General features: G+C 41.4%; 8 protein-coding genes. 4 read left to right on the top strand and 4 right to left on the bottom strand.

All coding sequences use genetic code 11. The features are described from left to right. Window positions 1-16: 16 nt before the first annotated feature. The 4 genes from QTN47_RS25140 to QTN47_RS25125 form a co-directional block, all read right to left on the bottom strand. The gene (locus tag QTN47_RS25140) at window positions 17-610 is read right to left on the bottom strand and encodes a transposase (RefSeq protein WP_369332209.1); all 594 of its coding nucleotides are present in this window, start codon (window positions 608-610) and stop codon (window positions 17-19) included. 176 nt (window positions 611-786) lie between these two features. Beyond that, window positions 787-2,328: a RagB/SusD family nutrient uptake outer membrane protein gene (locus tag QTN47_RS25135; RefSeq protein WP_369332208.1), complete on the bottom strand. Its 1,542-nt coding sequence runs from the start codon at window positions 2,326-2,328 to the stop codon at window positions 787-789. 25 nt (window positions 2,329-2,353) lie between these two features. Next, window positions 2,354-5,398, bottom strand: a complete 3,045-nt coding sequence (locus QTN47_RS25130; protein WP_369332207.1) for a SusC/RagA family TonB-linked outer membrane protein — start codon at window positions 5,396-5,398, stop codon at window positions 2,354-2,356. A gap of 520 nt (window positions 5,399-5,918) precedes the next feature. Continuing rightward, the gene (locus QTN47_RS25125) at window positions 5,919-6,812 is read right to left on the bottom strand and encodes an AraC family transcriptional regulator (RefSeq protein ID WP_369332206.1); all 894 of its coding nucleotides are present in this window, start codon (window positions 6,810-6,812) and stop codon (window positions 5,919-5,921) included. A gap of 130 nt (window positions 6,813-6,942) precedes the next feature. On the opposite strand from QTN47_RS25125, the gene QTN47_RS25120 reads away from it, so the two are divergent. The 4 genes from QTN47_RS25120 to QTN47_RS25105 all read left to right on the top strand — a co-directional run bounded on the left by QTN47_RS25120 (window position 6,943) and on the right by QTN47_RS25105 (window position 15,870). Continuing rightward, window positions 6,943-9,117 carry an alpha-galactosidase gene (locus tag QTN47_RS25120; RefSeq protein ID WP_369332205.1) on the top strand — a complete coding sequence of 725 codons (2,175 nt, stop codon included), beginning with the start codon at window positions 6,943-6,945 and terminating at the stop codon, window positions 9,115-9,117. A gap of 19 nt (window positions 9,118-9,136) precedes the next feature. Then, window positions 9,137-11,323: an alpha-amylase family protein gene (locus QTN47_RS25115; RefSeq protein WP_369332204.1), complete on the top strand. Its 2,187-nt coding sequence runs from the start codon at window positions 9,137-9,139 to the stop codon at window positions 11,321-11,323. Window positions 11,324-11,464: 141 nt separating this feature from the next. Further along, window positions 11,465-14,806, top strand: a complete 3,342-nt coding sequence (locus QTN47_RS25110; protein WP_369332203.1) for a DUF5107 domain-containing protein — start codon at window positions 11,465-11,467, stop codon at window positions 14,804-14,806. Further along, entirely contained in the window at window positions 14,803-15,870 is a 1,068-nt protein-coding gene (locus tag QTN47_RS25105) for an aldose epimerase family protein (RefSeq protein ID WP_369332202.1), read from the top strand. Before QTN47_RS25110 ends, QTN47_RS25105 begins: the two co-directional genes overlap by 4 nt. Window positions 15,871-15,883 lie beyond the last annotated feature (13 nt).

Genomic DNA, 15,883 nt, shown 5'->3' with positions numbered 1-15,883 from the left:
GTCTCTACTAATTTACCTAGATTTTATTGTTCTTTTGAGCCCATTTATAGGCATTGTTGACGATATATTCGGAAATGCGTTCGTATTCGTCCATCGATCTGATGATATGATCATAATACCGCGGTTGCCAATCAAATAGGATGCCGTTTTTCCGGGCAAACGTGGTAACTGCGGATTTGTATCCGCGGATGATGGATGCCAGGTTTTTGGATTGCGGTGCGATGGTAGAGACGCAATGCATTGCGTCTCTAAATTGCGTTTCGTCCGGATTTGAATCAGAGACGCGATGCATCGCGTCTCTACGATGATGATTATCGCCAATAATCACGATCCCATGCATATGATCTGGCATTATCACAAATTCACCTAACTGCAAATTCATATCGGGGCGTATTTCGGGTGTTTTTAACCATTCGGAATGGGCGATTTGGCCAATGGCGGATTGCCGTAGATACGCATTGCATTGCGCGTCTGCCACAACAATTTCCCCAAAATAGTGCGCGTGATTTTTCGTACAAATTGTTATGAAATACATACCGGGGTTTGCATAATTCCATGATTGTAGCCGCGTGGATGTAATGCGGTATTTGTTTCTGAATAACTGGGACATAAAATTTTTTAAGGGTTGTGAAACGGATTCAAATGTAATAATATTTGAATATAATAATACCGACGCAATGCAAATAATGGAAGGGCAATGCATCAAATAAAAAATAAAAGGAGGACGATGCGTGAAATAAAAGAGGCGCGATGCATCGCGCCTCTACGAATATTGACAGACCAAAATTAATATCCCGGGTTCTGTGCACTTGCCGGTATATCCGGATTCTGTTTTATTTCCGTGTCCGGAATAGGATAACGTTTGTGGAAATCCTGGACAGATCCACTTTCTGCAGACCATTTGTTGCGGGATTTTATCAGGGTAACAAATTTGTTTGTGCGGATCAGATCCATGCGACGCCATCCTTCAAAACACAATTCACGCATACGCTCGTCAAGGATCTTTGTGCGGAACTCATCCTGGCTCATCCCCTGGCTCCATTGCATATTTGCCGGCAGTGTTCCGCCAAATGCTCTTTTTCTAATCTGGCTGTTGACGATATCCACACCTTCAGCAGTGCGTGTCAATTCATTCAGACACTCTGCATAACACAACAACACATCTGCATAGCGTATGTAAAGAATGTTCTTTCCTGACAACCAGAAACTCATGACGCCATCTGTGCGGAGATCTTCATATTTCTTAACGTGCGGATCAAGCTCGTCGCCACCAAAGCCGGAAGGGATTGTCGGCATTTTGTCCTTGTACTTAAAATCGTAGCGTATGCTTTGAGCTTTACGAACGTCGCCTGTTTCCCAAATGCCGCCTTGCGCAACATCGCTGTAACAGTACTTTGTCGGCACCATTAAATCATATCCACCAAAGTAACAGTTACCATCGATATTAGCTAAAGCTCTTGAACCCATCTGCCATTGCGTTTGATTATTATCAGGCCATGTATTATTGAATTGGAATTCGTATAGCGACTCTGAACTATTTGGTTTGGATGGATCATACAGGTCTGCAAAATTGTTTACAAGACTATACTTACCGGATGTGATGATCCCGTTAAACATATCCGCAGCCTTCTGAAAATCTTTGTATGTAGATTCCTGTGGTGCATACATATATACTTTACCAAGCAGTGCCATCGCAGCATATTTTGTCACACGTTTTTTATCATCCTGCGTTTCTGGTAAATGAGCGACAGCAAACTGGAGATCGTTGATAAGGAATTCGTATACTTTATTCAATGGCTGCCTGCCATAGCCCAGTTTGTCCTGATTCGCCTGGTCAATAATCGGAATTTCGCCCCAGTACTGCGTTAATTCGAAGGAAACAGCAGCCCTGATAAAACTGGCTTCGCCCTTTAAAAAATTCCCTTTGGCTGTATCTTCTGTTATGTAACCCAACTTGTTGATCACCTGAGCTGCGGCACTAACAATCGGCCAACGGAGATCCCATTGTGCAGTAAGTGCGTTATTTGTCGGCGCAAGAAATCCGTTGTATTTGTCAAGGCCTGACTGATCAGGATCTGTCATTACCTGGTACGCACCCTGTTGAGATTCATCGCCACCTAACTGAAACATAAATCCGCCCCTGTCTTTTCGGGAATCGCGCCATTTGGTGTAGAGACCGCTGATCAATGGCTCTATGTTTTCCAGCTTACTGAAAACTTCCTCTTCGGTCAGCGTTGTTTTAGGCTGCTGATCCAGGAATTTTTTGCAGGAGATCTGGGTAGCCAGTCCAAATCCAATTATAATGAATAGAAACAGTTTGTATTTCATAAAAATTTCTTTTAAGGCGTATTAATTATAAGTTGAGATTTAAACCAACAACGATAGACCTGTTGTTAGGAAAGCCGTCACCGGTTTCCGGATCAAAACCCTTATCTTTTGTAAACAATAAGAGGTTAGTTCCTGTAACATAAATTCTTGCATTATCCAGGAACATATGGCCTGCTGCACTTTTTGGGAGAGTATACGAAAGCGTTGCAGTAGAAAGCCTGATGAATGAAGCATTCTGAATGGCCAGATCTGTTTCACCCGGATTAAACCTCGCAATACCGTACATCGCACGAGGGATGTTTGTGTTTGTATTTGTGGGTGTCCAACGGTTAAGCATATCTACATGAGATACAGCCAGCATACCACCGGAACTCAACATACTTTCATAAAAGCTGGAGATACGCTTAAGACCTGAAGAGTAATTGAAGAAAAGATTTAATGAAAAAGCTTTGTAAGTGAGATCAGTTCCAAAGCCACCATAAAATTTGGGATCAAGTTTACCAACAACATAACGATCCTTATCATCAATCACTTTATCGCCATTTCTGTCAACAGGAACTATATCACCAGGATGCACCATTCGCCCTGCAAAATTGTAGCCGTTCAAAGCGTCCTTATCACCTTCCTGGGCAATCTTATCAAATTTGTAAGTATAAATGTTGTTTAATGATTCCCCTACAAATAAGTTGCCTGTGCGTTGAATTTCTACGCCAGTAAATCCGCCTTTGTTATAAATGGCTTGCGTTTGTCCGTAAAGTTTAGTGATCCTGTTCTTATCTGATGAAAAGTTCACCATTACATTCCACTGGAGATCCTTCTTCTGAATTACGGCATAGTTCACATTCACTTCAACACCTGTGTTTTTAAGTGCTCCAACGTTAGACACCTGGTTGCTAAATCCTGATGTAGTATTGAGCGTCTGCACCATCAACAGGTCTTTGTTAACGATATTGAAGTAATCTGCTGTAATGTTCAGGCGATTTTTCAGCAATACAAGTTCGAGGCCGATGTCAAGTTGTTTTTGTTTTTCCCATGAAAGATTTGGATTGCCTTTCCTGCCATCTGAATTATATGTAACCTGACCATTGGAATATACCGGTGAATACTGGCTGACAAATGCATAGTCAGGAATGTTCTGATTACCTGCAATACCATATCCTGCACGCCATTTAAGCCTGTTGATCCATGAGATATCTTTCATGAAGTTTTCGCGTGACATATCCCAACCAAGAGCCAGTGATGGGAATGCACCCCATTGGTTGCCCGGCGCAAACCTTGAAGAACCATCATAACGCAATGTAGCTGTCGCGAAATATTTGTTATCGAAAGAGTAATCAACACGGCCAAGATAAGAAGCCAAAGTGTTCGTTACAAAGCCAGAACCCAGACTAAATTTATCCCTTGAATAAGCCGCACCAAGATTCATGTAAGTGAAATCATTGCTGGGAAATCCATATGCATTTACCTGGTTGTAGTTAGAATTCTTCTGTTGCAGAGATGCACCCACCATCGCATTTACAGAGCTCCTTCCGAAATACCTGCTATAAGATGCTGTGTTATCCCATTGCCAGCTATACGTTTCAGCCTTGTAATGCGTTGCACTACCGTGGTTGCTTCCGCGTGTATCCTGTCCTGTTCCGATAGGCACATAAGAATAGTTCTGCTGATCCATTATATCTGCGGACAAAGTAGAACGGATAGTCAGATACTTAACAGGATTAAGGCTGATATAGTTAGACGAGATCAGCCTGTTCATATTGTTGTTGCTGATAAGCGAAAGACTCTTGATAGGATTATACCAACCCTGATCAGTGATGTCCGCCCACTTCAGGTATTGCATCGTATCGTTTATCGGTAACAACGGGTTTGCATTGATGGCCATGTTAAACACATCGCCACTTGGTACATCATTCGTAGAACGGATAAAGCTTGTGTTTGTACCAATCTTTAGCCATGACTTTACATTCTGTTCAACGTTTACCCTTCCACCAAAACGTTTGTAGTCGGATGTTTTTATCAACCCTTTCTGATCAGTGTAATTAAGGCTTACCAGGTAAGTTCCTTTATCGGAACCACCAGAGAAACTAAGTGTATAATTTTGCTGTACACCACTCTGCGTTACAGGCTTTAACCAATCATATGATTTGCCTTCTTTATAAGTTTGTTGTTCATACGCAGCAAAAACATTTCCGGTATCGCTGGTAATTGCATCAATATATTTCTGTCTGTCGCCATTCGGATTTTCTTCCATGTATTTATTGGCATAAGCATCAACACGTAGATTATACAAATCGTGTGCATTCATCAGGTCCATCTTTTTGCTGAACCACTGCCATCCAACCCAACTGTTAAATGAAATGTTCCCAACGCCCTTCTTTCCTTTTTTTGTTGTTACAAGTACAACACCATTGGCACCTCTTGAACCGTAAATAGCTGTCGCGGAAGCGTCTTTTAATACTTCCACAGAAGCAATGTCGTCAGGATTTAATGTATTGAAGTTGCCATCAATGATTGTTCCGTCCACAACAAATATTGGATTAGTGCCAAACTGGATGGAGTTGTTACCGCGGATTTTAATAGATGCATCTGCACCAGGAGTAGGATTAGACACGATGCGTGCCCCAGGCATTTTGCCTTGCATAGCCTGGTTGATACTTGTGGTAGGTGTTTGCGCAATCTTATCTGAATTGATAGAAGAAACTGCACCGGTCAAGTCCTTTTTCTTCATTACAACACCCACAACAACAACTTCTTCAAGACTGCCGTTGTCGCCCGGTTCAAGACTAACAGTAAGTGCGGAGCCATCACCTGCAGGAACTTCCTGGTCTTTGTAGCCGATTGAATGAATCAATAATGTTTCTGACTGTGAAGGGACGTCAATTGTGAACTGTCCAGCTTCATTGGATGTGGTAATTTTTTTGGGATTTGATTTCAGTGAAATCATTGCACCCGGAACAGGTGCTCCATTTTTTTTGTCAATGATTTTTCCATTGATGGTAGTTGTGGTCTGTGCCATCAGGTACATCGATGGCAGGCACAACAATAGCATAAGCAATAATCTACTTTTCATAATGACTGGTTATGATTTTTAAAAGAAGGATCAGGCACAGATGATTACATCATAACAACATCTGGTTTTTGATGGACAATTACATGATAGCTCAGCAGGATAGTTATTTAGATGACGGGATATAATTGAATTGGCTCAGCAATATCATATGGCAATCATGCTAATTACCTTCCTGTTAAAGAGTAATTATTATGATGCAAATTAGATTGCATGCAGTCTTCAAAAAATAGATAATCTTATGAATAGGATGGATTATTTTATGATAGAAATGTACGGTGTACGATGTTAGATGTACGATGTGATTGCAAGTACAAAGTATGAGTTACGAAGTACTCAGGTGTAACAGTGCGATGTTTTTGCGAATCTATCAATCTCTGCAAGGCTTGCCGGAAGCGGAACAAACCGTATGCATAACTTGTCCTACATCTTCAAGATGTAGGACAAGTTATGCATGATGTGATAGCATTACAAATTGTAAGACAGCACAACATCTAACATCGTACATCTGACATCTTACATCCTACGTTGTTTTATTTCTATACTCACTCGGCGATACGCCCATCAACTTCGTAAACATTCTCGAAAAATAATAAGGATCATCTATGCCGAGATTATACGCAATCTCCTTAACACTACTAGTAGAAAATGATAAGTACTGGCAAGCCTTCTGCACCTTCAAATGATTGTAGTATTCAATCGGCGCATAGCCAGTCTTTTTGCGGAATACAGCGGAAAAATGCGACGTGGAAAGATTGGCCATACGCGCGAAATCGTCCAGTGCAAAAACTGTATGCAGCTTCTTTTGCATGAGCTGAATAGTATTTGCTATAATATCATCTTCTTCTGTTTTTGCAGCATTATTAAATTTATCCTCATAAGCAATGGATGAAAGAAAATGATAGAAGATCATATTCACATAACGCAGGTTATCATCACTATAACCATTCTCCAAATTGCTATAGATCTCCTGGAAAAGCTTGATGCGATTTTCATTATAAGATAGTCTCGGCCTTAATTTTTTCGATCCTTCCATAATAAGATCTACTATGGCAGCTGAAACATCCCCTTTAAAATGTATCCAGTATATTGTCCATGGTTCATTTTCACTCGCACCATACTTGTGCGACATATTTGCCGGAATAACAGTAAACTGTGAAGGAGCTATTTCCACTTTCTTTTTATTAATCTCTACCCAACCATTCCCCTCCACACAATAGATCAGGATGTTCTGTCCTACCCCGGCCGGCCGTTCAACGTAGTGCCCATAGGCCTTTGGGTAATATCCTATATCTGTAATATACACCTGCCTGGTAATTGGATCTTTTGTTAGAAAGTCGGATACAATTTTCTTTGGAAGCACAATCAGAAGCTGTCCTTCGAATCCTTCTCGTTTTCTTAGCGCCGTTCTTTTCATTTAACGCCGGTTTTAATGCAATTTAAAAAAGAATAAAATAATCCATCCTTTTCGTAAAATAACCCATTCTTTATTCTGTGTACATCGGCGACATTTGACAATAAGTTTAACTAACATTAAAACGATTGTTATGCCTTACCGGTTGCCCTTTGTTCTTGCTTGTATTGTTTTTAGCATAAATAGTCTTTTTGCACAGTATGTACAGACTATTAAGATTGACACGAAGGAAAATATGCTGCTTCTGGGCGTAGATAAAGATGGCCATCTCAAACAAGTTTACTACGGCAAACAGATCAATACAGATTTTCTGAAAGACTTAACAGCCTCAGGCAACGATGCCTACACGAGTTACGGCCGGTATGCTGAAAATGTAGCATTGAGGCTTACTCACAATGATGGCAACACAACAACTAACCTGGTTTATAAATCACATGCAATTTCGCAATCCGGCGCCAATACAACACTTACTAAGATTATTTTGAGCGACAGCTACTATGCTACCAATGTTGTGCTCAACTACAAGGCATACCTAGATGAAAATATCATCGAGCAATGGACTGAAATCATCAACAAAGAAAAAGCACCGGTAACGTTGTTCGATTTTGCTTCTGCAGATCTTTCGTTCCAATCTCAATCATATTATCTCTCTTATTATTATGGCGATTGGGCGAAAGAGTTTAATATGATTGAAGAGCCGTTGCATGAAGGAACAAAGATTATTGATTCCAAACTTGGTGTACGCAGCAACCAGCATTCTAATCCATCTTTTTTGCTTTCTCTTAATCAGCAACTGGCTGAGGAAACCGGAGAAGCAATTGGCGGAACGCTCGCCTGGCCAGGCAGCTGGCAATTGAAGTTTGATGTCGATCAGGATAAAAAACTGCATGTTGTAAGCGGAATAAATCCTTACGCTTCACAATACACAATTGCTACAAATGATACTTTTAAAACCGCATCATTCCTGCACACATATACAATGAACGGAGCGGGGGAAATAACCAGGCGCTTTCACAGGTGGGCAAGAAAGTATGGCATTACCGATGGTTATGGTAGCCGTGACGTATTATTGAATAATTGGGAAGCAACCTATTTTAATTTCGATGAACAAAAACTTACAGACATCATCAAAGAAGCAGGCAACATGGGATTCGATCTTTTTCTGCTTGACGATGGCTGGTTCGGCAACAAATACCCACGCAACAATGATGATGCAGGGCTTGGAGATTGGGAAGTAAACAAAAAGAAATTGCCACATGGCATTTCATATCTTACAGAACAATGCCAAAAGAATAATTTAAAATTCGGCATCTGGATAGAACCCGAAATGGTAAACCCTAAAAGCGAATTATATGAAAAGCATCCCGACTGGGCGATTAGTGCACCAAACAGGGTTATCGATCCGCAACGCAATCAGCTAATTCTTGACTTAGCCAATCCAAAAGTAGAAGCATATGTATATGGCTGCATTGATAACCTTTTACGTGAAAACAAAGGCATTAGTTATATTAAATGGGATTGCAACCGCTATGTTACAAATCCTGGCTCTGCATATCTCGGCAAGGATAAACAATCGCATCTATTTATCGATTACTCCCGCGCCATCATCCGCATCATGGAAAAAGTAAGAAAGAATTTCCCTTCTGTTACAATGATGGTGTGTTCAGGCGGTGGCGGCAGAATGGATTATGCAACAATGCCTTACTTCCAGGAATACTGGCCAAGCGATAATACAGATGCATTAGATAGAATAAAGATCCAATGGGGATTATTGCATTTCTTCCCGGCGGTTGGACTTGCTTCACACGTATCTGTCACACCGAATCATATTACCGGAAGAACAACGCCGCTGAAGTTCCGGTTTGATGTTGCCATGACAGGCAAGTTGGGAATGGATCTTCAGCCGATGCAAATGACGGAAGATGAAAAAATATTTTCAAAGAAGGCAATTCAAACTTACAAAAACAGTATTCGCGACGTTGTGCTACATGGGGATTTGTACCGTTTATTGTCGCCATATACTTCAGACAGAACTGCCCAGATGTATGTAACAGAAAAACAGGATAAGGCCATAGTATTTTCTTATCTGCTGCACAAAAGTATCTATGGCGATAAATCTGTTTTATACCTGAAAGGTTTGAAAAAAGATGCCATGTATAAGATTGCAGAACTAAACAAAGGCAGCTTCAGTAGACTCAATGACTATGAAGGAAAATCTTTTTCAGGTGATTTTCTGATGACGCACGGTCTCGCATTCAACATGTACAATGAATTTGAAAGCGCAGTAATAGAACTCACACAACAATAATTCAGCTTAAACAAAGAAGATGGCATACAAAAAATTTGTCTTTGTTGCGTTTGCTGCGCTGTCGCAGTGTACGCTACATGCTCAATCAATAAAGCAGTATAAAGACAGCACCGTTATTTCGAATGGATCCGCAAAGATTATTGTCAATACGAAAAACGGTAAGATCAGTTATCGTTTTGATAACAACATCAATCTGCATAATACTGTCGCGTATGTTGAAGACAGTGTAAAAGGAATGCTTTTTTCTGACAACTTCCCAAAGCATACCGTTAGTTCACAAGAGGTAAATGAAAAGAACGGAAAGGGATTACATATAGACATAACACACAACGGAAGTAAAGACAACATCAGTCTAATTCAACACATTAAGGTATTTGAAAATAGTCCAATGCTGCTGGTCAGTGTAGAAGCTAAAGCCGGCAAAGACCACTATATAGCAACGCGCAATATTTCGCCTGTAGCAATATTGCCATCACACGTTGGAAAATTTCAAATTCAAAGCACAGATCCCCGTTTATTGGATGTGCCGTTCGATAATGATAATTGGGTTGGTTCTGTCTCAAGAAAATGGCCCAACGCATCCGGCACTGGCTACGAACTGTTTGCGGTGTATGACAACAACAACATGAACGGCATAGTAGCCGGAAGCATTGAACATGATTTCTGGAAAACAGGCATTGTATACAAAACAGGCACTGCCGCCGGAACGCTTGACTCTTTGTTGATTTATGGCGGTGCAGCAACGGCTGACAATAAATCACTTCCGCCCCTATACGGCGGCTACGACGGCACCCATGATCTTGTACCGCATGGTATGATGCAGGGCCCTACTGTTTCATCACCAACTATCTACATCTGCAGCAATAAGGATGTGCGTACAGCGTTCCGCGGTTACGGCGAAGCCAACGTACAATTCAATGGAAGTCTGCAATGGAAAGGCGAAGCGCCTATGTACTGGAACAGTTTTGGCGTGGAAGATGTTTTAGGAGCGAGAAATATTATGCAACCGGGTGATGTATTGAAGATCTCCGACTTCATTGCATCATTAACCAATTTAAATAGCCATAAACCTGTACTCAGTATCGACTCTTATGATCAGAAGATTTATAGTACAGAAGTCTTAAAATCAATCGGAGAGCATGGCGCAAAGAACAATCAGCAAATGGGTTTTTACTTTATTCCCTTCGCAGTGTGGACCTGGCGCGACGCCATGGACTCCAAAATCAAGGGCTCTGATGCCGTTCTTCGCGATGTGGTGCTGCATGATAAAGAAGGCAGACCAATTTTTTATAAGCAGGGCGATTTCGGTGCCTATGCTATCGACCCCACACATCCTGCAGTAAGGCTTTCTGTTATTCAATCTCTATTGAAGGCTAAAGCCATCAAGGCTAAATTCCTAAAGATTGACTTTCTTTCTGCGGGAGCGCTAGAATCTACTACCCGTTATGACAGTTCTGTAAAATCGGGCATGCAAGCCTATAATAGGGGCATGAAGATGGTTAAGCACCTGATCGATTCCATTATGGGGCCGGATATTTTTATCACCCAGGCTATTTCGCCCATGTTTCCGCATCAATACGCGCATACGCGTTTTGTCTCAACAGATGTGTATTCACATTTGCGCGATGATCAAAAAGGATTTCCGCATTATGGGAGCACAGAAGCATCTCTGGCCACCGGATCTTTCATGTGGTGGATGCAGGGAACGCTTTGGCCATACACAAATCTGGACGTGGCAATTATGAAAAGTTTCCAAAAAAATCCGGATCTTACTGAGAAGGAAATTAAGGTACGCCTTTACGCGATGATGGTGATGGGCAGCATACTTGGAGATGGCTCTGATTTCAGGCAGGAAATTGCAGCCGAAAGGGCAAAAAAGTACCTCGACAATAAAGCACTCTGTGATTATTTCGCCCATCCAAAAGTTTTTACTCCGCTGCAGTTTGCCGATGGTGATAGCATAGATCAACAAATGGCATTCTATTTAAAAGCTGACACCAATATGCTTGCCATGTTCAACTTCAGCAACAAACAACCATACACGAAACAATTTTCAATAAAAGAACTCGGAATTAAGCAAGGTAATTACGAACTGAAGGATTTTTTAACCGGCCAAACGCTGGCGCAAATTAAAAAAGAACAATCCAGTTTTTCTTTAAATGTTCCGGTGGAAAATGCGGTCTTGGTAAAAATTGTTCAACGATAAATTGAAGAAATTAAAAACCAAACCACAGAGTTAAAGGAGTTATTTCACTGAGTTGCACCGAGATTTTTAGAAAAAATAACCGACAGTGTTACTCTGTGAAAAAAACTCTGTGGCCTCTGTGGTAAAAAAACACAAATTTATATGGAAGTAAAAGCGTGGATAGAAAAGGTTTCCATACCAACCTATAAAGCAGGAGAACCTGAGAAGAACCCCATGTTCATGGAAAAAAGAGTGTACCAGGGCAGCAGCGGTGTGGTTTATCCGCATCCTGTAATTGAAAAAATTTCGGATGAAAAGACAGAACAAGAATACACAGCTGTTTTCCTTGAAAACGAATATCTCAAGATCATGCTTTTACCTGAATTGGGTGGAAGGATACAGCGCGCCTTTGATAAGGTGAAGAATCGTGATTTTGTATACTATAACCAGGTGATTAAGCCCGCATTGGTTGGTCTTGCCGGCCCGTGGATCTCAGGTGGCATTGAATTTAACTGGCCGCAGCATCACCGTCCATCTACTTTTCAACCTGTTGATTTTGCACTACAATCAAACCCCGACGGCAGCAAAACGGTTTGGATGAATGAGGTTGAAGTCATGTTCCGCACAAAAGGTTTGGCCGGCTTTACTTTATATCCGGGAAAAGCATACCTGGAAATACAGGGTAAGTTATTTAACCGCTCCGCGTTTCCGCAGACTTTTCTCTGGTGGGCCAATCCGGCAGTGAAAGTGAATGATCATTATCAATCCGTATTCCCGCCGGATGTGTATGCTGTTTTCGATCATGGCAAAAGAGATGTTTCCGACTTTCCTATCGCGACAGGCACATACTACAAAGTAAACTACGCACCGGGGACCGATATTTCCAAATACTCAACCATTCCTGTGCCTACGTCCTACATGGCTATCCGTTCCAAATATGATTTTATCGGTTGCTATGAGAATGATACAAAGGCGGGCATGCTGCACGTAGCAGATCATCATTTTTCTCCCGGAAAAAAACAATGGACATGGGGCAATGGTGATTTCGGACAGGCATGGGACAGAAATCTAACAGATGAGGATGGCCCATACATTGAGCTGATGACAGGCGTTTTCACAGATAATCAGCCTGATTTTACCTGGCTTCAACCCAACGAAGAAAAAACATTCACGCAGTATTTCATGCCTTATGCAGAAATAGGATATATAAAAAATGCCACCAAAAACGCCTTGCTTAACATGGAGTGGCAGGGAAATACCTTGCATATTAAAGCTTACACCACTGCCAAATATCCATCAACAACTGTGCAGATCTATTACAAAGATGAATTGCAACAAGAATGGGTAACAGATATAGCGCCTGATAATATTTTTGAAGCAGCACATAAAGCCGGCACCGTTGGCAAGCCCGAAGACTGGAAAGTAGCAATAACAGATCAATATGGCCATGAGCTGGTGTCCTATCAGCCCGAATTTCAGGAAGAAAAAGAAATTCCTGCTGCTGCAACCGCCGCTAAACATCCAAAAGATATTGAACAGATTGAAGATCTGTATCTGAACGGGCTGCACCTGGAACAATACCGCCATGCAACTTTTAACCCGGTTGATTATTATGAAGAAGGATTAAGAAGAAGCCCCGGAGATGTTCGTTGTAATAACGCACTGGGCTTGTTATTGTTAAGACGGGGGCAATTTGAAAAAGCTGAGCCGTACTTCCGTAAGGCAATTGAAACACTTACCAAGCGAAATCCCAATCCATATGACGGTGAGCCTTACTACAATCTTGGATGGTCATTAAAATTACAAGGCAAACTGAACGATGCATACGATGCCTTTTATAAGGCTACATGGAATGATGCATGGCAACACAATGGCTTCCTGCAGCTCGCACGTATTGCATCCGCGCAACAACGCTGGAACGACGCGTTGCAATTGTTGGAAAAATCATTGATAAGAAATTATCATAGTCATACAGCAAGGCATCTTAAAACAGCTTTGCAAAGAAAGGCAGGCACCACACAACAAACCCTTTCATTCATACAAGAATCGCTTGTAATAGATCCGTTTAATTTCGGTTGTCTTTTCGAACAATACTTATTGCTCAAAAACTTTAACAGGACTAAGGCAGACGGTGCACTCGCACAAATGCAATCACTCATGCGTGATGCGCTTAACAACTACCTGGAATTATCGCTTGATTATGCTCACGCTGGTTTATATGATGAAGCCATTGAATTGCTTTCCATTTACGCAGAAGGCAAGAAAACAATAAGCCCATTGGTTCATTATTACATGGGCTGGTTCGCTTTCAAAAATAACAATCAACAACAAGCCGTTGAATGGTGTAAGCAAGCGGCACAGCAAAGCTCAGCGCTTTGCTTCCCTAACAAGATTGAAGAAGTATTAATTCTGCAGTCCGCAAGCAAATTAAACCCTGGTGATGCGCAAGCCTCTTACCTCCTGGGCAATTTTTGGTATGACAAAAGACAATATGCTGAAGCCATCGGGTGCTGGGAAAAATCTGTGGTGTTAAACCCTGCGTTCCCAACAGCTTACAGAAATCTTTCATTGGCTTATTTCAATAAACTTCAGCAAAAAGAAAAAGCGCTGACCTTCCTGGAAAAAGCTTTTGCACTGAACGTGAAAGATGCACGTATTTTAATGGAACTGGATCAGTTGTACAAGATCATGGGAAGATCTTTTGATAGCCGTCTTGATCTGTTGGAAAAACACCTTCACCTGGTTGAAGAGCGTGATGATCTATACCTTGAGCGCGTTACATTATACAACAACCTTAAGCAATACGGAAAAGCCAAAGAACTTTTAGCAGGCCGTCAATTTCACCCATGGGAAGGTGGAGAAGGCAAAGTAGTTGGTCAGTATTTATTGTGTCATATGGAGCTTGCCAAACAAGCCATCCTGAACGGCAAATATCAACAGGCACTTGACTTATTGAAGGCAACAGAAAACTATCCGCACAATCTTGGCGAAGGTAAATTATACGGCTCCCAGGAAAATGACCGCAACTATTTACTTGGCCTGGTTTATGAAGGTCTTGGAAGAAAAGAAGAAGCTTTAGCTGCTTTCAGGGCAGCAACGGTTGGCATCAGTGAACCTGCACAGGCAATATACTATAACGATCCCCAGCCGGATAAGATCATCTACCAGGCGCTTGCATGGCGGCAACTGAACGAGCCGGAGAAAGCAAAACAGATCTTTGAACGTTTTATACAATTTGGCGAACAGCATTTGAATGATTCGATCACCATCGACTACTTCGCTGTATCACTTCCTGACATGCTCGTATTTGATATTGATATCAACCAGAGAAATATCATTCACTGCAAATACCTGATCGGACTTGGTTATATGGGATTGGGTGACGAGCAAAAAGCAGGAAGCTATCTTTCTGAAGTATTACGTCTTGATGTCAATCACCAGGGCGCTGCTATTCACTTACAGATGATTCCATTTTTTGAACAGGCAAAAAGTATAATAGGATGATAGAAGCGGCAAACACCACTAAAACATTTTCTGCTAAGCTTAAAAGTGCCGGTGATAACATTCACAACATCACACTTCAAAACGGAGCGTTAACAATAGAAATAACCAATATCGGGTGTTCAATAAAAGCTATTCACATGCCTGATAAAGCCGGCAAAAATGCAAATATTGTAGCGGGCTTTACGGAGTCTTCCAAATATCTCGACAATCCTTATTATTTCGGGAGCGTGATAGGACGATATGCTAACCGGATAAGTAAAGGTAAATTTTCCATTAATGGAACAGAGTACAGGCTTTCAGTTAATAATCCGCCCAATCATTTGCACGGTGGATTTGATGGCTTCAACAAAAAGAAATGGGAGGTGGTTTCGTTAACACAAACGGATTCAGAAGCAGGAGTGATTTTTGAGTATAACAGCGCAGACGGAGAAGAAGGCTATCCGGGCAAGTTGGTTATGCGGGTTGAATACCTGCTTAACAGCAACAATGAGCTAAGCATGCTGTATACAGCCAAGACTGATCAGAAAACACCTGTTAATATTACCAATCATTCTTATTTCAATCTTTCAGGTTTTGAGAACGATGATATTACTGATCATTTGCTGGAAATATATTCATCTGCGTTTAGTGAAAAAGGCACGAACAATCTGCCAACAGGCAATTTGTTGCCGGTACGCGGAACACCACTGGACTTTACTGAAAAAAAATCATTGGGAAAGGATATTGATTTATTAGCCGACGACAAAGGTTATGACCACAATTTTGTTGTCAAGATCATACCAACAGAAGACATGCAGAAAGTCGCAGTGTTGAAACACACTGCATCCGGCAGGCAACTCAGCGTAATTACTGATCAACCGGGCTTACAATTATATACGGCTAATTGGTGGGATGGTTCATTAATTGGTTATCACAATAAACCATACAAACAACATGGCGCGGTGGCACTGGAAACACAATTTTTTCCTGATAGTCCCAATCAGCCTGCGTTTCCAAACACCATTTTATCGCCAGGCGATAAATACAAGGCAAAAACTATTTACGCATTTTCTGTTAATGAATAATTGCAACATGTTT

Origin of the sequence: Danxiaibacter flavus, from assembly GCF_041060425.1 — a bacterium.
GTDB classification, from domain to species: Bacteria; Bacteroidota; Bacteroidia; order Chitinophagales; family Chitinophagaceae; genus Danxiaibacter; species Danxiaibacter flavus.
Note: the sequence above shows the minus strand (reverse complement) of the source record. Positions and strands in the feature narration are given on the sequence as shown.